The sequence below is a fragment of the Pseudomonas sp. FSL L8-0168 genome (assembly GCF_037976155.1).
GTDB classification, from domain to species: Bacteria; Pseudomonadota; Gammaproteobacteria; order Pseudomonadales; family Pseudomonadaceae; genus Aquipseudomonas; species Aquipseudomonas paracarnis.
The window spans coordinates 214,097-233,537 of the sequence record NZ_CP150262.1; the positions used below are offsets into that span (position 1 = coordinate 214,097).

19 protein-coding genes are annotated in these 19,441 nt (G+C 59.9%); 17 read left to right on the forward strand and 2 right to left on the reverse strand.

Annotated features, from left to right (window positions below; translation table 11 throughout):
- Window positions 1-63: 63 nt before the first annotated feature.
- Window positions 64-840: a hypothetical protein gene (locus MHH62_RS00970; protein WP_198833277.1), complete on the reverse strand. Its 777-nt coding sequence runs from the start codon at window positions 838-840 to the stop codon at window positions 64-66.
- A gap of 346 nt (window positions 841-1,186) precedes the next feature.
- Between MHH62_RS00970 and MHH62_RS00975 the strand changes: the two genes are divergently transcribed.
- The 6 genes from MHH62_RS00975 to MHH62_RS01000 all read left to right on the forward strand — a co-directional run bounded on the left by MHH62_RS00975 (window position 1,187) and on the right by MHH62_RS01000 (window position 6,015).
- A complete protein-coding gene (locus tag MHH62_RS00975) occupies window positions 1,187-1,603 on the forward strand; it encodes an Ivy family c-type lysozyme inhibitor (protein ID WP_032902864.1) in 417 nt (138 codons plus the stop codon).
- Window positions 1,604-1,732: 129 nt separating this feature from the next.
- On the forward strand, window positions 1,733-2,134 hold the full coding sequence (locus tag MHH62_RS00980) for a hypothetical protein (RefSeq protein WP_103452079.1): 402 nt from the start codon (window positions 1,733-1,735) through the stop codon (window positions 2,132-2,134).
- 92 nt (window positions 2,135-2,226) lie between these two features.
- Window positions 2,227-2,424 carry a hypothetical protein gene (locus MHH62_RS00985; RefSeq protein ID WP_014718870.1) on the forward strand — a complete coding sequence of 66 codons (198 nt, stop codon included), beginning with the start codon at window positions 2,227-2,229 and terminating at the stop codon, window positions 2,422-2,424.
- Window positions 2,425-2,618: 194 nt separating this feature from the next.
- Complete coding sequence (locus MHH62_RS00990) at window positions 2,619-3,359, forward strand: hypothetical protein (protein WP_032902865.1); 741 nt, start codon at window positions 2,619-2,621, stop codon at window positions 3,357-3,359.
- Window positions 3,360-3,492: 133 nt separating this feature from the next.
- The gene (locus MHH62_RS00995) at window positions 3,493-3,762 is read left to right on the forward strand and encodes a hypothetical protein (protein WP_019816804.1); all 270 of its coding nucleotides are present in this window, start codon (window positions 3,493-3,495) and stop codon (window positions 3,760-3,762) included.
- 135 nt (window positions 3,763-3,897) lie between these two features.
- Window positions 3,898-6,015 carry a TonB-dependent receptor gene (locus tag MHH62_RS01000; RefSeq protein WP_339232243.1) on the forward strand — a complete coding sequence of 706 codons (2,118 nt, stop codon included), beginning with the start codon at window positions 3,898-3,900 and terminating at the stop codon, window positions 6,013-6,015.
- Window position 6,016: 1 nt separating this feature from the next.
- On the opposite strand, the gene MHH62_RS01005 is transcribed toward MHH62_RS01000, so the two are convergent.
- Window positions 6,017-7,831 carry a sigma-54-dependent Fis family transcriptional regulator gene (locus MHH62_RS01005; RefSeq protein WP_339232244.1) on the reverse strand — a complete coding sequence of 605 codons (1,815 nt, stop codon included), beginning with the start codon at window positions 7,829-7,831 and terminating at the stop codon, window positions 6,017-6,019.
- 351 nt (window positions 7,832-8,182) lie between these two features.
- On the opposite strand from MHH62_RS01005, the gene MHH62_RS01010 reads away from it, so the two are divergent.
- The 11 genes from MHH62_RS01010 to MHH62_RS01060 all read left to right on the forward strand — a co-directional run bounded on the left by MHH62_RS01010 (window position 8,183) and on the right by MHH62_RS01060 (window position 19,438).
- Window positions 8,183-9,277: an ABC transporter ATP-binding protein gene (locus MHH62_RS01010; RefSeq protein ID WP_014718865.1), complete on the forward strand. Its 1,095-nt coding sequence runs from the start codon at window positions 8,183-8,185 to the stop codon at window positions 9,275-9,277.
- Complete coding sequence (locus tag MHH62_RS01015; RefSeq protein WP_339232245.1) at window positions 9,277-10,374, forward strand: ABC transporter ATP-binding protein; 1,098 nt, start codon at window positions 9,277-9,279, stop codon at window positions 10,372-10,374. The genes MHH62_RS01010 and MHH62_RS01015 overlap by 1 nt, the downstream gene beginning before the upstream one ends.
- Window positions 10,371-11,237 carry a sugar ABC transporter permease gene (locus MHH62_RS01020; protein ID WP_005789024.1) on the forward strand — a complete coding sequence of 289 codons (867 nt, stop codon included), beginning with the start codon at window positions 10,371-10,373 and terminating at the stop codon, window positions 11,235-11,237. The genes MHH62_RS01015 and MHH62_RS01020 overlap by 4 nt, the downstream gene beginning before the upstream one ends.
- Before the next feature lie 10 nt (window positions 11,238-11,247).
- A complete protein-coding gene (locus tag MHH62_RS01025) occupies window positions 11,248-12,048 on the forward strand; it encodes a carbohydrate ABC transporter permease (protein ID WP_003192012.1) in 801 nt (266 codons plus the stop codon).
- A gap of 11 nt (window positions 12,049-12,059) precedes the next feature.
- Window positions 12,060-12,332 (forward strand): DUF2160 domain-containing protein, encoded by a 273-nt coding sequence (locus MHH62_RS01030; protein ID WP_014718862.1) that lies wholly within the window; start codon window positions 12,060-12,062, stop codon window positions 12,330-12,332.
- A 47-nt stretch (window positions 12,333-12,379) separates the two neighbouring features.
- Window positions 12,380-14,122 (forward strand): ABC transporter substrate-binding protein, encoded by a 1,743-nt coding sequence (locus tag MHH62_RS01035; protein WP_003192009.1) that lies wholly within the window; start codon window positions 12,380-12,382, stop codon window positions 14,120-14,122.
- A gap of 145 nt (window positions 14,123-14,267) precedes the next feature.
- Window positions 14,268-14,462, forward strand: a complete 195-nt coding sequence (locus MHH62_RS01040; protein ID WP_014718861.1) for a hypothetical protein — start codon at window positions 14,268-14,270, stop codon at window positions 14,460-14,462.
- Window positions 14,463-14,648: 186 nt separating this feature from the next.
- Complete coding sequence (locus MHH62_RS01045; protein ID WP_339232246.1) at window positions 14,649-16,028, forward strand: iron-containing redox enzyme family protein; 1,380 nt, start codon at window positions 14,649-14,651, stop codon at window positions 16,026-16,028.
- 11 nt (window positions 16,029-16,039) lie between these two features.
- Window positions 16,040-16,984: a class I SAM-dependent methyltransferase gene (locus tag MHH62_RS01050; RefSeq protein ID WP_339232247.1), complete on the forward strand. Its 945-nt coding sequence runs from the start codon at window positions 16,040-16,042 to the stop codon at window positions 16,982-16,984.
- Between the two features lie 7 nt (window positions 16,985-16,991).
- Window positions 16,992-18,110, forward strand: coding sequence for a carboxylate-amine ligase (locus MHH62_RS01055; RefSeq protein WP_339232249.1), 1,119 nt, complete (start codon window positions 16,992-16,994; stop codon window positions 18,108-18,110).
- An 83-nt stretch (window positions 18,111-18,193) separates the two neighbouring features.
- Complete coding sequence (locus MHH62_RS01060; protein ID WP_339232250.1) at window positions 18,194-19,438, forward strand: zinc-dependent alcohol dehydrogenase; 1,245 nt, start codon at window positions 18,194-18,196, stop codon at window positions 19,436-19,438.
- Window positions 19,439-19,441: the final 3 nt, after the last annotated feature.

Sequence of the window (19,441 nt, forward strand, 5' to 3'; positions counted from 1 at the left end):
TTACACGAAAGCCTCGCGAAAGCGGGGCTTTTGCGTTTCTGGGGTTTGGTTATACCGGGCTATTTAGGCAGTTGGTCTAACTCGAAAGGCCAGGAACACCGGCCCGAATGGGAAGGTACTGACTTCCAGCTCATCCAGTGGATTGAGCGTGTGCGTGCGGCTTCCAGCGTTGCTGTAGATCACGTGGCTGCTGGATACGGCAATGTTGATCTTGCCGGCGGCCGCCTGGATTAGATTCACCTTGAACCCTTCAATCACATCATCACCGATTGTCAGCGTGACATCTGTATCGCTGATGACCAGTATCGACTTGCCTGAATCCGACATGGTCAAGGGCCTGCTGCCGGTGATAGAAACATTGGTGTGCACATGTCCGCCAGCGTGGTAACTGACCATTCTCGGATCCGCGAAGACCCGGGCGAAGGAGCCGACATAATTCACACTGGCGCGCATGTCGTCGAATTGCTCAACCACGTATGTACCAATGCTGCCGGAAACTTCCCCATTGGGGTCCAGAACCCATTTGCGTCCTACCATCAACCCGATCTGGGTATTGGCACGTACACCGGCACGCATTTCTTCCAGAAAGAGCTGGCTGATCTGGCCACCGCCTTTGCCCTGGACATAGGTAAATCGTGCAATGGAATGGCTGTCGCCAGTGGGGCTGCCCTGGGCAGTATCGACCTTGTAGTCGACAAAGTCTGCCGAGACGATGGTGGTCGTGGTGTTGGCGTTTGGCGCCCAGGTAAAATCCAGGACCCTGCCGGTTTTGACCTGCTCTAGAGAGATGGTGGCTTGTGATGTAGTCGTAGAGCCTGACTGCTTCAAATCGTCATTCATGATACTCATCCGTAAGTGAAGTCGAGGGTCGAAAGTACACGAAGCAAATGACCGCCGTCATCACAGCACGTTTTCTACAAGACTATGCTGTCTTACTGGATCCGTATGGAGCTGTCATCGTGCACGTGCCCTCGCACTGCGTATTCATTACTAAGCACAGTACGGAGCTTTTAGCTTGACTGATTTACTTCTCTCCACGGCAGCCATGGCCTGCCTCATGATTTCAAGCTTGTTTGTTAGGTGAACGTCGAAACTTCTAAAACAGTGCCCTGTCCCAGCTTTCATACCGATGTTTAAGTGCAACCTGCGAAAGCGGCTGAAAAGTCAGCGAGATGGAGTCATTCGAATGAAAATACTGAGCCTTTCGATGCTGGCGGGTGCCTCCATGATGCTAGTCTCTGAAGGCGTTTGGGCTGAGCAATATCTGCCCGAGATTGCCAGCAAAGCGCCTTACAAAAAAGCCTACGCAGAGATGCTCAGTTATCCGGACTGGGTCAGTAAAGCTCAGGGCACAGCGTCGCCAGTCGAGACGGTTTCGGCGGATGGTAAGCGCTTTACGGTAGGCCACATGTGCAAGCCACATGATTGTGCAGACAATCAGCTAATCGTGGTCTTTAACGCAGATGGAACAAAGTCCTGGGGGCTACTCGCGACGCGTCCAGCCGAGGGAGAGGCATTCAGTAAGCAATTGCTGGGTGATCCCGACAGTGTCGTTCAGGGCCTACTGAATAAGTCGTTTGCTGACAACAATCCCGAAGATTGATGACCGGTGTCGCTCTGCTGCGGCAAACGGTGGGTGGGGAGAACGACCATCAGATAAGACATAGCGAACAGACCGCTTGTTATGGTTATCGTGGATGTTAAAGTCGCACAAATTTTTTGAGGGAACGATATGCGAGGCTTAATCGGAGCATTACTGCTTGCTGCTCTTGGTGGGTGCTCCACATCGCCTATATCTGCCGACATCGCAGACCCTGTGCCATCCACAAGAATGTATGCCTTTACGGAAAAGAACGCGGCTCAGTTGGTGGTGACTAGAGACTCGGGCATCTACGGAGCTGAAGTCCGTTTTATTTTGCATATTGATGGAAAACCGGCTGCCGAGTTTCACCCTGGGGAGGTTGCCAGGTTTGGGCTGGCCTCTGGCAAGCATATTCTTGGTGTCTCGAAATACATGCTTTTCGGCACCTCAAGAATCATCGAATCAGAAATTGATATGAAGCCGGGAGACCTTGTTCGCCGCAGAATTTCTCAGCACGGCAGCAGTTTTTCTTTCACCCCGACTGCCTACTAAACGCCATTCGTCTAACGCCCGGCACTCTCAATCCCGATGCAGCCTCTCAATCCTAAGCGCGGATATCCCGAGCCTATAAACGGAGTGCCAGCATGGAAATCAACGAGAAAGCCCCAGGCAACATTTCCCAGCAAGCGGTTACCCGGGGCACCGATAACGAGACCGGCCATGACCCGCGGCGTGACGAGGACAATATCCCGCTGCCGCCGGATGACGAGGCGCCTCTTGAAGAAGATATGTCGGATGTAGATGCGGCCGATTCAGTAGCTACTGAGCATCCCAAGACCTGAAGGCGTTCAGGCCAAAGAGCCCGGCCCTGTGCCGGGCATTGTCTGCTGGCCCCCTTGGTCTCGTTCACCTCCTTGTGGCTGTAAGCCGATGCTGATCCGACCCGCACCGCTGCACTTTTTTCCATTTTGCTGATCTACCTCTGTCCCGGCCACCCGACTCCCGCGTGCGGCCCACAGAATCAGACCCGGTGCCGATGGATCGAACGTTTACGATTTTTACCACCCGATGGCCGCTGTTGCTGGCTGCGATGTTCGCGCTGTGTGCAGTGGGTTGCAGCCAACAACAGGGCCGCGATATCGCCAGGCAGTTCAGCGACGGCAAGCCCGATGAGTTCTTCCAGACCAGCGTCGACCGCATGGCCACCCTGGGCATGCGTGACAACCTGCAAAGCCTCTACCTGCTGATGAGCAAGCTCTACCTGCGCAACCCCAACCAGTGGCGTCAATCGGGGTATCCGGATGCGGTGACCGCCGCCCGGAAAATCCGCCAGGCCATCGAAAATCGCCAACCCTTGCCCGCACTGGGTGACCGGCGTGACCTGGCTGCCCTGAGCTATTCCTTGAGCCCCGACTTTCGCGGCGACCGCGTCGGCGCGTTCATCTATGCGATTGGCAGCATGCTCGTGACCGCTCACGGTGGGCGCACGCAGTTTTATGTGACCGACTCGATCAACCCGCAGTTTGTCAGCAATGCCGCGCGCAATATCGAAAAGGCCACCTGGCTGCTCAGCCAGCGTCAGGATGCCAATGGCGTGTTGCTGTTGTTTTCCAATGAAATATCGGAGGAGGGCAGTAACCTCAGTTTTGCCGTTGAGTTCGGCAAGATCGTCGCGCGTTTGGACCTGCTTACCCAAATCCTCGATGAGCGTTACCGACGCATTGGCCTCAATTACGCACAAAGCTTGTTGCTGATGAATTTCCTGCCGGTGCAGTGAGGCCCGTCGCATCGACCAATCGGTGCGGTGTTTCCCTTTCCGCTGTAGGAAGCGGCCTATCTTGCCTCCCGCGGGTTGAAACGCTTGTCTGCGGGCAATAGCCTCGGATTTTTCTTAAACACGAGGCCCTCCCTTGGGTAAACGAAAAACGGTTTGGCCCACGGATCGCGAAATACGCTTGCGGTTTATCCTCTATGCGGTAATTGACGCCGCGACTGCCCAGGGCGTGTCTGCCGAGTTATTGCTGCCGGCGCATAAGTTATTGCGTGACTCGCCCACGGAAGACCAGTTGCGCGACACCTTGGGGGCGATTCTCGCCACTGACGAAATGTATGGCTTTCGCTTTCCGCCGGGGTCGGATGCAGATGATCTGATGCGGACATTGGCAACTGCCGATGGTTAAACTGATTCACCCCTGTTTTTGATACGCCCCTGTCCGTCATTAAGGAGTGACTCGAGGGGCGTACCTGCCTTCCCATCACTGTTCGCGTGGTGGGCTCGGCCCGGCACGTTCCCGGATTCCAAGGACCTGCTCCCAATGCTGCTGCGCCACCCCCCGTTTATTTTTGCCGCCTTGACCCTCAGTTCGCTGGTACAGGCCGAAGGCCTGCAATTGGAGCCGGTTGAAGTCACCACGGCTGAGGCCAGCGCCGCAGAAATCGCTCAGGCACAACTCAAAAGCGTACCCGGCGGCACCAATTACATCGATATGGACAGCGTGCAACAGGGACGGGTCAGCACCAACGAGGATGTCTTCAAGTACCAGGCTGGTGTTTACGCCAAGGCGGCCAATAACGAAGGGGTGAAGGTGTCCATTCGTGGCTCGGGCCTGAACCGCGCCCCCGGTGCCCATGCCTCCGGCCTGTATGAAATGTTCGACGGCCTGCCGCTTACCGGCCCAGGCGGCACGCCTTATGAGCTCAAGGACCCGCTGTGGCAAAGCCGGGTAGAGGTGCTGCGTGGCGCCAACGGGTTCGATCAGGGTGCATTGGCCTTGGGCGGTGCGGTCAACTACGTTACCCGCACCGGCTTGGACGCGCCCAAGCTGCAAGTGCGCTATGAGGTCGGCAGTCGCGGCTATGCCCAACGCGAAGTCAGTTCCGGGCAGGTGCTGGGGGACGCCGACTATTACATCAGCCTCACCGATTCGGAGTCCGACGGTTATCAGCACCAGAGCGCTGGTACCGGCAAGGGCATCGCCGCCAACTTTGGCTATCGCTTTAACCCGGACCTGGAAACGCGCTTCTACTTGCGTTATCGCGAAACCACCAACGATTCCCCTGGCAGACTCACGCGTGACCAGATCAGCCATGATCCGCGTGCCGCCAACAGCCTCAATGCCGCCCGCGATTCGAAGCGCTTGCAACCGGGCTCCACCTGGATCGCCAACAAGACCACCTTGCGGTTGGACGATAACGCGCGGGTCGAGGTCGGGCTGGCCTATCACGATTACCCCATGGACCTGCGCGAAGGCACTAACCGCCTCAAAGTTGCCTACACCGATATCAGCGGCACCCTGAATTACATCCGCCAGGACAGCCTGTTCGGCCACGCCAGCACTACCACTCTCGGCCTGCGTACCACCCAGGCGATGCCGAACAATGGCGCGTCGGAATACGTCCGCATCCCTACGGGCAATACCGCCATTTATGCCCCCGGCACCAAGACCCGCGACTACAGCTACCTGGGCTCCGACACCGTGCTGCATGTCGGCAACGAGCTGGAACTGGTGGAGGATCTGTGGCTGACCACCGGCCTTGCCGCGATCTACACGCGCCGTGAAACCCAGGTGACTTACCCCGACGGCCAGGCGCCGATCAGTCAGCATGATTGGGATTATGCGCCGCGCATTGGCCTGCGTTACGACTTCACCCCGCAGTTGCAGGTCTACGGCAACCTGAGCCGCTCGGTAGAGCCCCCGCATGCGTGGTCGATGATCTGGGGCTCGAACAAATACTTTGGCCCGGGCAGTGGGGCGGCCACGGGGTTGCAGCGCGAAGGCGTGAAGCTGCGTAATCAGACCGCCACCACCCTGGAAATCGGCGGGCGCGGTGAAGCCTGGCTCGGCCAATGGGACCTGGCGCTCTATCGCTCGGAAGTTCGCCACGAGCTGCTTTCTGTAGAGACCCAGGCCCAGACTGCCACCAGCAACGCGATCATCGCCGAATCCAACGCCAGCCCCACCGTGCACCAGGGTGTGGAGTTGAGCCTGCTCAGCCCGCTGTGGGACGGCGGCCGCAGCGGTAAGCTCGACCTGCGCCAGGCCTACACCTTCAGCGATTTCCACTACCGCGACGACGAGCGTTTCGGCGACAACACCTTGCCCGGCATACCCAAACACTATTACCAGGCGCAACTGCGCTACAGCCACCCGACGGGTTTCTACACCAGCCTCAACACCGAGCACGCCTCACGGGTAGCGGTGGACTACGCCAACTCCTACTACGCGGCGGCCTACACCACCCTCGGCGCCACCTTCGGCTACGACGCGCCCAAGCAGGATTGGCAAGCCTGGGTCGACCTGCGCAACCTCACCAACCGCCGCTACGCCAACACCGTCACGCCGGGCTACGACGACAAAGGCATGGACGCGGCGCGCTCCACCCCTGCGGATGGGCGGGGTATCTACACCGGCGTTTCCTGGAGTTGGCGTTAACTCAGCCGTCGTGCTGGCGCAGGCGCTTGTACAGTGTGTTGCGGCTCACTCCTAACTCCCGCGCCAGGTGGGAGATGTTCCCGCCCACGGCTTCCAGGCGCTGGTTCAGGTCAAGGCGTTCATCCAGGTGTTCGGATTTGGACTGCGGCAGCGTCGCCTGCAAATCCACGAAAAAATCATCGGGCAGGTGCTCTGCGCGGATCGGCTGCTCTTCGGCCATTGCCAACGCCACCTGCAACACGCTGCTCACCTGGCGTAAATTCCCCGGCCACGGGTGTTGCTCAAATAGCCTCAGCACCTCGGCACTCAGCCCGGCCCATTGCGTCGGCTCGCGGTGTTGCTGCCACAGTTGCTGGAACAGCGCCTGTTTGTCGGTACGTTCGCGCAGTGGCGGCAGTTCCAGGGTCAGGCCGCCGATGCGGTAGTACAAGTCTTCGCGAAAGCGTCCGGCCTGCACCAGCTCGCGCAGTGCGTGGTTGGTCGCCGAGATGATGCGCAAATCCACCGGGAACACCTCGCTGCTGCCCACCGGCTGCACGCAGCGTTCTTGCAGCACCCGTAACAGGCGGGCCTGGGTCGGCAGCGGCATATCGCCGATCTCGTCGAGAAACAGCGTGCCCTTGTCCGCCTTGCGGATCAGGCCGATGCTGCCTTTCTGGTTGGCGCCGGTGAAGGCGCCTTTTTCGTAGCCGAACAGTTCCGATTCCACCAGCTCTGCGGGGATCGCTGCACAGTTCACCGCGATCAACGCCTGTCGGCTGCGGGAACTGGCCTGGTGCAGGGCTTTGACGAACACCTCTTTGCCTACGCCGGTCTCGCCATGGATCAACAGCGGAATGTCCTTCTCCAACAGGCGCTCGGCCTGGCGCACGGCTTTTTCCACGCGCACATCGCCAAAATGTAGGGTCTGAAGGTTGATCGACGTCGGTGCTGGCGGCGGTTGGCTGAACAGCCGGGCCTGCACCGGCATCTGTTTGGGCCGCTTCAACAGGCACTGGAACCGATTGCGTCCCGCCGCTTGCAAGGCAAAGGGCAGCCCTTCCGGTTGGTTGAGCAACTCCAGCAGCGAGACCTTGAACAGGCTGTCGATCATCACCCGCGAGAGGCTGATGCCCAGCAGGTTATCCGCACGCCGGTTGGCCGACAGCACCTGGCCGCTTTCATCAAAGATCAGCAGGCCGGCCCATTGGCTGTCGAGGTTGCTCAGGCCGGTGTTAAAGGTCAGCTGGAAGTGTTCTCCGCGAAACAGGTTGAGGATCAGCCGGTTTTCCACGGTCTGGCTCATCATCTTGACCATGCCCAGGGTGTGGGAGGGTGGCAGGTAGCTGTCGCTGGACACGTCCAGCACGGCGATGATTTCGCGCTGGGCGTCAAAAATCGGCGCCGCGGAACCGGTCATGAAGCGGTTGGCCTTGAGGAAGTGTTCATCGTGCTCAATATGCACGGCCTGGGCACAGGCCAGCGCGGTGCCGATGGCGTTGGTGCCGCTGGCGCGTTCCATCCAACTGGCGCCGGGGCTGAAGCCACGGGCCAGCGTGGGTTCGATAAACCGCTGGGTCCCCCACGAGGTCAGCACCTGGCCCTGATTGTCGGCCAGCATGATCAGGCAATTGGAATTGCTGAGGATGTTCTCGTAGTAGGGCAACACTTCCTGGTGGGTGGTCTGTACCAGGGAATGCTGGCTTTCCAGCAGTTGGCGAATGCCCTCGGCGGGCAGTTGGTCAAAGCTGGGGGCGCTCTGGTGATCCAGGCCATAGGCGCGGCAACGGCGCCAGGATTCCTGGATAAGGGTGTCGTGGGTCAAGGGTTCGGCCATCGTGCGACCTTCTTTATTATTGTTGTCGGGTCTTACGCCATCTAACGTCAGACATCGAACAATGTGGGAGCGGGCTTGCCCGCGATGGCAATGGGTCAGGCACAGCATCTACAAACTGATGCACCGCCATCGCGGGCAAGCCCGCTCCCACATTTGATCTTCGTCGCGCATAAAGTGTTGTTCACAACTGTTCATTGTCAACCCCGGCAGTGTTCAGTTGTTCAGCCGGATTGTTCACTCCTGAACATCAGGGTTCACCCATTTGCTTACACATCAAGCGCTTGCAGTTTTGGCACGAAACTCGCTCTGACAACGGACCAGATTCATTCCAATAATAAAAAAGGTCGTGTCATGTCATTGACCCTGGAACATGTCTCCCGCGTTGTCGACGGCCAAACCTGGATCGACGACGCCAACCTGCGGTTCGAAGCCGGTTCTTTCAACGTCCTGCTCGGTCGCACCCTGTCCGGCAAGACCAGCCTGATGCGCCTGATGGCCGGCCTGGACAAGCCCGACAGCGGCCGCATCCTGATGAACGGCGTGGATGTCACGCAAAAGCCGGTGCGCCTGCGCAATGTGTCGATGGTCTACCAGCAGTTCATCAACTACCCGACCATGACCGTGTTCGAGAACATCGCCTCGCCGTTGCGCCAGGCCGGTGTGTCCCAGGAGGTGATCCAGAGCAAGGTGCTGGAAACCGCCAAGATGCTGCGCATCGAGAAATTCCTGCAGCGTCACCCCCTGGAATTGTCCGGTGGCCAGCAGCAACGTACCGCCATGGCCCGCGCCCTGGTGAAAGACGCTGAACTGATTCTGTTCGATGAGCCGCTGGTCAACCTGGACTACAAACTGCGCGAAGAGCTGCGTCAGGAAATGCGCGAACTGTTCAAGGCGCGCCACACCATCGCGATATATGCCACCACCGAGCCCAACGAGGCCCTGGCCTTGGGTGGCACCACCACCATTCTTCATGAGGGGCGGGTGATCCAAAGCGGCAAGGCCGCCGAGGTCTACCACCAGCCGCAAACTGTCCTCGCCGCTGAGCTGTTCTCCGAGCCGCCGATCAACCTGATGCCAGGGCGCATCAGCGGCAACGAAGTGAGTTTCGCCAACTTCGTGCATTTCCCACTCAATGTTGACCTGCGTCCTATCGGCGAAGGCGAATTCCGCTTTGGCGTGCGCCCCAGCCATATCAGCCTGGTACCCAGTAATGATGATGACCTGGAGCTGGCGGTGACCGTGGAAGTCGCCGAGATCAGCGGCTCGGAAACCTTCCTGCATGTGCGCAGTGAGCACTTCCTGCTGGTGCTGCACCTGCCGGGGGTGCATGAATACGATGTCGACGCGCCGATCCGTGTGTATATCCCCACCCATAAACTGTTTGTGTTCGATGGTCAGGGCCGCTTGGTCCAGGCCCCCGGACGCCGTGTCGCGAGGGTTGCCTGATGGCCGAAATCCATTTGCGTAACCTGGCCCATAGCTACAGCCCCACGCCAAAAGTGCCTGAGGACTACGCCATACGGGAAATGAACCATGTGTGGGAGCAGGGCGGTGCCTACGCCTTGCTCGGGCCGTCAGGCTGCGGCAAGTCCACGCTGCTCAATATCATTTCCGGCCTGCTCAGCCCGTCCGAAGGCCAGGTGCTGTTCGATACCCAAGTGGTCAACGATCTCACCCCAGAGAAACGCAATATCGCCCAGGTGTTCCAGTTCCCGGTGGTGTACGACACCATGACGGTGTTCGACAACCTGGCGTTCCCGCTGCGCAACCAGGGCATGGCCGAAGCGAAAATTCACAGCAAGGTGCAGGAAATCGCCGAAGTCCTCGACCTGCAAAACCTGCTGAGCAAAAAAGCCCGCAACCTCACCGCCGACGAAAAACAGAAAGTCTCCATGGGCCGTGGCCTGGTGCGCGATGACGTGTCGGCGATCCTGTTCGACGAGCCGCTGACGGTGATCGACCCGCACCTGAAGTGGAAACTGCGGCGCAAGCTCAAGCAGATTCACGAGCAGTTCAATATCACCATGGTCTACGTCACCCACGATCAACTGGAAGCCTCCACCTTCGCCGACAAGATCGCGGTGATGTATGGCGGGCAGATCGTACAGTTCGGTACGCCGCGTGAATTGTTCGAGCGGCCCAGCCACACCTTTGTCGGTTATTTCATCGGTAGCCCTGGGATGAATCTGATCGAGGTGCAGGCCAAGGCTGGCGGTGTAGGGTTCGCCACTACCCTGTTGCCACTGTCCGAAGCGTTGCAGCAACGTCTCAACGCCACCGACTACAAAAAGCTCCAGGTTGGTATCCGCCCGGAATTTATCCACGTGTGGGACGAGTACAACCCTGACGCCCTGCAAGCCGACGTCGTCCATGTGGAAGACCTCGGCACCTACAAGATCATGACCCTCAACCTCGACGGCGCCACCCTCAAGGTGCGGCTGGCCGAGGACAAGCCGGTGCCGGAAGGCAAGGCTTCCATCAGCTTCCCCGCGCAATGGCTGATGCTCTACGCCGACGATTACCTGCTGGAGGTGGCGCCATGAACAAGGTGCAGAACAACAAGGCCTGGTGGCTGGTGTTGCCGGTGTTCCTGCTGGTGGCGTTCAGTGCGGTGATCCCGATGATGACCGTGGTCAACTATTCGGTGCAGGACATTTTCGACCAGTCCAGCCGCTATTTTGTCGGGGCCGACTGGTACAAGCAGGTGCTGCTCGACCCGCGCCTGCACGACTCGCTGCTGCGCCAGTTCATCTACTCGGCCTGCGTGCTATTGATTGAGATCCCATTGGGCATCGCCATCGCCCTGACCATGCCCACCAAGGGCCGCTGGTCCTCGCTGGTGCTGATCATTCTCGCCATTCCGTTGCTGATTCCGTGGAACGTGGTCGGCACCATCTGGCAGATTTTTGGCCGTGCCGACATCGGCCTGCTGGGCTCGACCCTCAACGCCATGGGCATCAGCTACAACTACGCTGCCAACACCATGGACGCCTGGGTCACCGTGTTGGTGATGGATGTGTGGCACTGGACCTCATTGGTGGCGCTGCTGTGCTACTCCGGCTTGCGCGCGATTCCGGACGTGTACTACCAAGCTGCGCGAATTGATCGTGCATCGGCCTGGGCGGTGTTCCGACATATCCAGTTGCCGAAGATGAAAAGCGTGCTGCTGATCGCGGTGATGCTGCGCTTCATGGACAGCTTCATGATCTACACCGAACCCTTCGTGCTCACCGGCGGCGGGCCGGGTAACGCCACCACCTTCCTGAGTCAGACGCTTACCCAGATGGCCGTCGGCCAATTCGACCTGGGCCCGGCGGCGGCGTTTTCCCTGGTGTACTTCCTGATCATCCTGTTGGTGTCCTGGCTGTTCTACACCGCCATGACCCATTCCGACGCCAACCGCTGAGGCCGCCAACATGAGCAAGCGCAAGCTGATTCCACTACTCGTTTACATCCTGTTTCTGCTGGTGCCGATCTACTGGCTGCTGAACATGTCCTTCAAGAGCAACACCGAAATCCTCGGCGGCCTGACCCTGTTTCCGCAGGATTTCACCCTGGCCAACTACAAGGTGATCTTCACCGACCCGAGCTGGTACACCGGCTACCTCAACTCGCTGTACTACGTGAGCCTGAACACCGTGATCTCCCTGAGCGTGGCGTTACCAGCGGCGTATGCGTTCTCGCGCTATCGCTTCCTGGGTGACAAGCACCTGTTCTTCTGGCTGCTGACCAACCGCATGGCGCCGCCGGCAGTGTTCCTGCTGCCGTTCTTCCAGCTGTATTCATCCATTGGCCTGTTCGACACGCACATCGCCGTGGCCCTGGCCCATTGCCTGTTCAACGTGCCGTTGGCGGTATGGATCCTGGAAGGCTTCATGTCCGGCGTACCCAAGGAAATCGACGAAACCGCCTACATCGATGGCTATAGTTTTCCCAAGTTCTTCGTGAAGATTTTTATCCCGCTGATTGGCTCCGGTATCGGCGTCACGGCGTTTTTCTGTTTCATGTTTTCCTGGGTCGAACTGCTGCTGGCGCGCACGCTCACCTCGGTCAACGCCAAGCCCATCGCAGCGGTGATGACCCGCACGGTGTCGGCGTCCGGCATTGATTGGGGCGTGCTGGCAGCGGCGGGGGTGTTGACCATCCTGCCGGGCATGCTGGTGATCTGGTTTGTACGCAACCACGTGGCCAAGGGCTTTGCCCTGGGCCGGGTCTAGAGGAGTCGATGATGGAATGGATGGCCTGGACCACCCCCACTGCGCTGTTCTTTGGCGGCATTGCCCTGATTCTGGCGGGCATGACCACTTGGGAATTACGTTCGCCGAGTATCCCGCGGCGCGGTTTGCTGCCGATCAGCACCACCCGTGGGGATCGCTTGTTTATCGGTCTTCTCGGTAGCGCCTACCTGCATTTGCTGGTCATTGGCGTTACCGACTGGAGTATCTGGGTGGCGTCCGCGCTCTCCCTTGTTTGGCTGTTGAGTGTGATGCGTTGGGGCTAGCAAGCTCGCTCCTGCAAGCCCCGTTTGAAACTAACCTGGAGGTCTCTATGTTGAATAAAAACAATAAGCTGCGACATAGCATTTCATTGGCCGCCGTACTGGCCCTCAGTGGTTTGAGCGCTTCGGCCTGGGCTGATGCGTATGAAGATGCCGCGAAAAAATGGATCGGCAGCGAGTTCAAACCCTCGACCCTTACCGAAGCCCAGCAGTTGGAGGAGTTGAAGTGGTTTATCAAGGCGTCGGAGCCGTTCCGTGGGATGAAGATCAACGTGGTGTCGGAAACCCTCACCACCCACGAGTACGAATCCAAGGTGCTGGCCAAGGCCTTCAGTGAAATCACCGGCATCAAGCTGACCCACGACCTGCTGCAGGAAGGCGACGTGGTGGAGAAGCTGCAAACCCAGATGCAATCCGACAAGAATATCTATGACGGCTGGGTCAACGATTCCGACTTGATCGGTACGCACTTTCGCTACGGCAAGACCGAGTCCATCACCGACCTGATGGCCAACGAAGGTAAGGATTTCACCTCGCCCACCCTGGACCTCAAGGACTTTATCGGCCTGTCTTTCACCACCGCGCCGGACGGCAAGATCTACCAGTTGCCCGACCAGCAGTTCGCCAACCTCTACTGGTTCCGCGCCGACTGGTTCGAGCGGCCGGAGCTGAAGGCCAAGTTCAAGGAGAAATACGGCTACGACCTGGGCGTGCCGGTGAACTGGTCGGCTTATGAAGACATCGCCAAGTTCTTCAGCGAAGACGTCAAGGAAATCGACGGCAAGCGCATTTATGGGCACATGGACTACGGCAAGAAAGACCCGTCCCTGGGATGGCGTTTCACCGATGCCTGGTTCTCCATGGCCGGCGGCGGCGACAAAGGCTTGCCCAACGGCTTGCCGGTGGACGAGTGGGGCATCCGTGTAGAGGATTGCCACCCGGTGGGCTCCAGCGTCACCCGCGGCGGCGACACCAACGGCCCGGCGGCGGTATTCGCCACGCAGAAATACGTGGACTGGATGAAAGCCTACGCGCCACCGGAAGCGGCGGGCATGACCTTCTCCGAATCCGGCCCGGTGCCGTCCCAGGGCAACATCGCCCAGCAGATCTTCTGGTACACCGCGTTTACCGCCGACATGGTCAAGCCGGGCCTGCCGGTGGTGAATGCCGATGGTACGCCGAAATGGCGCATGGCACCGTCCCCAGTCGGGCCGTATTGGGAAAAGGGCATGAAGAAGGGCTATCAGGACGTAGGTTCCTGGACCTTCCTCAAGTCCACGCCCGAAAAGCAGAAACTCGCGGCCTGGCTCTACGCGCAATTCGTGACCTCAAAAACCGTGTCGCTGAAGAAAACCATCGTTGGCCTGACGCCGATTCGTGAGTCCGATATCAACTCCCAGGCCATGACCGACATGGCGCCCAAACTCGGTGGCCTGGTGGAGTTCTACCGCAGCCCGGCCCGTACCGAGTGGTCCCCGACGGGCACCAACGTGCCGGACTACCCGCGCCTGGCGCAACTGTGGTGGAGCAACATCGCCGCAGCGGCCAGCGGCGAGAAAACCCCGCAACAGGCGCTGGACAACCTGGCCAAGGAGCAGGATGCGATCATGACGCGCCTGGAACGCTCCAAGGTGCAACCGGTGTGCGGCCCGAAAATGAACCCCGAGCGTGACGCGCAATACTGGTTTGACCAGCCGGGCGCGCCGAAGCCGAAACTGGCCAACGAGAAGCCCAAGGGCGAAACCGTGAACTACAACGACCTGCTCAAGCAGTGGGAGGCGGCACGTAAGTAATTTCGCTGAATGAGCTGAACACAACGGCACGCTTGCGTGCCGTTGTTTTTTTTTGTGGGTGAGCCACCTGCATTTCATCTGGTGCTCCGAGACAGCTTGCTAGCTTGGGACTAAACTGCTGAGCATTCATACAGGAGGTCACCTTATGGGTGTTCCACTTTCCCCAATTGTTTCCGAATTTGAAACCGAGGAGCAGGCGAATAGTCATGATCTTTGGTTTCGCGCCAAAGTCGAAAAAAGCTTGGCCAACCCCGGACCCGGTGTACCCCATGACGAAGTCATGGCGAGGGTCGAGGCGATTATCCTTGAAGCAGAACGCAAGCAGTGGGCCAAAGCCTGATGTTAAGCGTTGTTTGGCTTGATGAGGCTATCAGCGACCGCGACCGCTTGTCCCCACGTTAACAATCCAATCTGAATTTTCCGCACATCTCAAGGTTCTGCATCGTAGAAGCGCATGTTTTCAAGCGCTATTGCAGGGCCACCTTGTGGGAGGCCCGTTGTAACGGACTTTGCGGAAACTGCCATCATGACACTCCTCACAGCGCTGTCAGGCCAGCCGGCCTCTCTCACCGACTCGGCCCAGGGCCGCCATCAACGGGTCTACCAACAGCTGCATGGCGAAACCCGAGACGCCACCGAACTGGCGCGTGAATACCTGCACGATCAATTGGCCCTGGTAGAGGCCACCGACTGCGACTTGCCAGAGGCGCCCGAACAGCTGATGGCCTGGGTCGAGCAACGCTGCGCCGAGGTGGCCCAGGCCTATGCCGACTATCTTGAGCAGCGCCGGCAAGGTGGGCCACGGCGGTATTTCCAGAACAAGGCCCATGCGTTGTACTTTCTGCAGCGCGTGGCACCCACTAAACAGGTCGACGGCGCCTGGCTCTATGGCTTGCTGCGCTATTGGCAAGACCAGCGCTTTGACGGCCTGCTCACCACTTACCTGGAAGAGTTGGGCGACGGTGAAGCTGCGCAGAACCATGTGGTGATCTACCGCAAGTTGCTCAGCGAGCACGATGCCGACAGCGACGCCGGCCTTGAGGATGACCATTACCTGCAAGGCGCGCTGCAACTGGCGCTTGGCGTGTGCGCCGACGAGTTCCTGCCGGAGGTCATTGGCTTCAACCTGGGTTACGAGCAACTGCCGCTGCACCTGTTGATCACCGCCTATGAACTCAGTGAGCTGGGCATCGACCCTTATTACTTCACGCTGCATGTCACCATCGACAACGCCAGCAGTGGCCACGCGTGCAAAGCTGCACAATCGGTGCTGAACCTGTTGCCGCTGGGCGAGGGCAGGGCAGACTTCTATCGCCGTGTGGCGGCAGGCTACCGTCTGAATGATTTGGGCCTGGGAACCACGTCTATCATCAAACACTTCAACTTGCAGGACGAGGTGGTGGCGATGCTTGAGCGCAAGCGCGCCTTCGGCCAGCACATGCATTCGGACTATTGCCGCTTTGAAGGGCAGACCGTCAACCAATGGCTGGCCCGGCCTGGGCAGATCGGCGCTTTCCTCAAGGCCCTCGAAGACAAAGGCTGGATCAAGCACAACCAGGACCCCACCAACAGTCGCTTCTGGCAATTGATCGAGGGCGCTGGCGCCGCGATGTTCGGAGTGTTCAGCGGTTATGAAAAACAACTGATCCATGACTGGATTGCGGGTGAATGGGTTGCCAGCGAACGCGTGCCGCCCGTGCGGCCGGGACGCGGCAGCCGGTTTTCCCGCGAGCAGCATCGTCCAGCGGACCCGGATACCCAGGCCCTGGCGGAGTCATTGTGCAACTTGCCCGATGAGCAACAGCTCAATGCGCTGATCCCGTGGCTGTCGGCCCGCCGTCACTGCACGCCTGCCGGGCTGTATGCCACTCGCCGCTTTATCCAACTGCGTGCGCGCCTGCGCTAAGGAATGTGCCTATGTCTGCGCAACAACTGGCTGATCGTGCCTTGTTGAATCTGGGCCGGGGGTTGAAGGAGGGTGGTTATCGCTTTATCACGCCAACGCCCTTGACCCATGAGCGTGTCTATCGGCGGCTGGCGACGCCCCTGGCAATGACGCTGCGCGATGTGTTCGGTTGGTCGATGCCGTTCGATCAAGGCCTGCTGCCCGAGGCCCTGCGTGAAGAATTGCAGCAAGCGGATGTGATCGAGAAGCACGGCGCGCTATGGCGCAGCACAGTGCGATGGTCGAGCCTCGACGAGCTGCTGTTCGCCCATTCGCCTTATCCCACCGACCAGGCGGACGCGGTGTTTTTCGGCCCCGACAGCTATCGCTTTGCCCAGGCAATCGAAGCTTACCTGCAACAACGTTTCGAGCCGCTCAAGCGCGCTGTGGACATCGGCTGTGGCGCCGGTGTCGGCGCGCTGGTGATTGCCCAAGCCCGGCATGACGCCCAGGTGCTGGCAGTGGACATCAACCCCCGCGCCCTGCGCATGACCGCGGTGAATGCCGAGCTGGCCGCGCTGAATAACGTCAGCGTGTACCACAGTGACGTGCTGGCCAGTGTGGAGGGCGAATTCGACCTGATCGTCGCCAACCCGCCGTACATGAAAGATGACCGCCAGCGCGCCTATCGCCATGGCGGCGGCGCCTTGGGGGAGCAGTTGTCGCTGCGCATCGTCAGTGAGTCCATCGGGCGCCTGGCCCTGGGCGGTAGCCTGCTGCTGTATACCGGGGTGGCGATGGTGGCCGGCAGCGACCCTTTCCTGGAGGCGGTCAAGCCACTGCTAGGCAGCGACGCCTACGGCTGGACCTACCGCGAACTGGACCCGGACGTTTTCGGTGAAGAACTGGAAAAGCCCGGCTATGAGCAGGTGGAGCGCATCGCCGTGGTCGCACTGACTGTCACCCGATTGCGCTGAATACCCGATGCTCACCTTTGGCATTGAAGAGGAATACTTCATCACCGACCTGCACAGCCGCCAGATGGTCGGCGAGCCCTCGGCGGCGGTGCTGGCAGCCTGCCGCGAAGCGATTGGCGCAGGCTTCTCGTTTGAGATGTTCCAGGGCCAGATCGAGGCGGCCTCTCCGGTGTTCACCTCCAGCGCCGAAGCGGCGGACTACTTCCGAGCAGTACGCCGCAACCTGGCGCAATCCCTGGCTGAGTTCGGCCTCGGTGTGGTGTGCGCCGGCAGCCACCCCCTGGCCGATTGGCGTGGTCAACAGCCGACCGATCAGGCGCATTTCCGGCAACTGTTCGACGATATTCAATATGTAGCGCGGCGCAGTGTGTTGTGCGGGCTGCATGTGCATGTGCAGGTGCCTCAAACGCTGGACCGTATCGCGGTGATGAACCAGGTGTCGCCTTGGCTGCCGTTGTTGTTGCTGCTCAGTTGCTCATCGCCTTTCTGGGACGGCGCGCCCAGCGGCTTTATGAGCTACCGCCAGGCCGCGTGCGACGAGTGGCCCCGCATGGGCGTGCCGGAGCACTTTAGCGACTGGGCCGAGTACCTGCGCTACCTGGCCCTTTTGCAGCGCATCGGCGCGATCAAGGCCGATGGCAATGGCTGGTGGGGCATTCGCCCGGCGGCGCGTTACCCCACCCTGGAACTGCGCATGACCGACGCGTGCCCACGGCTGGCGGACGCCTTGGCCCTCGCCACGCTGTTTCGGGTGATGGTCACCCACGCCTGCGCGATGCAGCATCCTGGCGCTGGTTTCAGTGCCGAGGCGCGCTGGCTGCTCAAGGAGAATCGCTGGCAGGCCAAGCGTTATGGGGCCGCTGGTACCTTTGCGTTGGACGACACCGGCACCCTGGGCAGCGCTGAGCAATGGCTGCAATACGCCCGACAGACCTTTGCCGCCACCGCAGAGGCCATGGGCGAGCCGCTGTTGTTCAATACCTTGGATGCCTTGCTGCAACGCGGCAACAGCGCGACTGAGCAGTTGCGCTGGCACGCCCAGGCCCAGGCCAGCGGCGCCGATGCAATTGCCAGCGTGCGCCAGGTAGTCGACCTGCTGTTGGCCCAGACGCGCGGCGACCATTGATCGGGTGTCGCTCTACGTCGAAGGAACACTGAGGGGCTGCTCTGTCCTTAATTAGTAACCCCTCAACGGCAGGAGCGCAGAGCATGCGAGCGATGACTTACCAGGGCGCACACAAGGTGCAGGTGGATACCGTGCCCGATCCGATCATTGAACAACCCGACGACATTATTTTGCGGGTCACCGCCACCGCAATCTGTGGCTCGGACCTGCACCTGTACCGGGGCAAGATCCCGACCGTGGACCACGGCGATATCTTCGGCCATGAGTTCATGGGCATCGTCGAAGAAACCGGCCCGGCCGTTACTGCCGTGCAACCCGGCGACCGTGTGGTGATTCCGTTTGTGATTGCCTGTGGCGATTGTTTCTTCTGCCAGCTCCAGCAATTCGCCGCTTGCGAAACCACCAACGATGGGCGCGGTGCGATCCTGAATAAAAAAGCCATCCCGCCGGGTGCCGCGCTGTTCGGCTACAGCCGTTTGTATGGCGGCATTCCCGGCGGCCAGGCGGAGTGGGTGCGGGTGCCCAAGGCCAACACCGGGCCGTTCAAGGTGCCCGGCACCCTGGCGGATGAGAAGGTGCTGTTCCTCTCCGATATCCTGCCCACCGCCTGGCAGGCAGTGACCAATGCCGGCATTGGCAAAGGCTCTAGTGTGGCGATTTATGGCGCCGGGCCGGTGGGCCTGCTCAGTGCGGCTTGCGCACAAATGTTGGGCGCCGAGCAGATCTTCATGGTCGACGACCATCCGTATCGTTTGGCCTACGCGCAGAAAATGTACGGCGTGATCCCGATCAACTTCGAAGAAGACGAAGACCCGGCGGACACCATTATCCGCCAGACCGCCGGTATGCGCGGCGTCGATGGTGTGGTGGACGCGGTGGGTTTCGAGGCCAAGGGCAGCACCACGGAAACCCTGCTCACCGCGCTCAAGATCGAGGGCAGCAGCGGCAAGGCGCTGCGCCAGTGCATCGCCGCCGTGCGTCGCGGTGGCGTGGTCAGTGTCGCCGGGGTGTATGCCGGGTTTATCCATGGCTTCATGTTCGGCGATGCCTTCGACAAGGGGCTGACCTTCAAGATGGGCCAGACCCATGTGCAGCGGTTCTTACCGGAGTTGTTGGAGCACATCGAGCTGGGGCATCTGCACCCGGAGGCGATCATCACTCACCGGCTGCCCCTGGAGCAGGCGGCGCGGGGGTATGAGCTGTTTGATAAAGCCGAAGAGGAATGCCGCAAGGTGATCCTGCTACCGGGTGGGAGCGACCGGCCGCTGACCGAACCAGTGGACGAACTGACCCCTGAGTTGCGCGTACAAGGTGTTCCCGGGTTCTAGGCC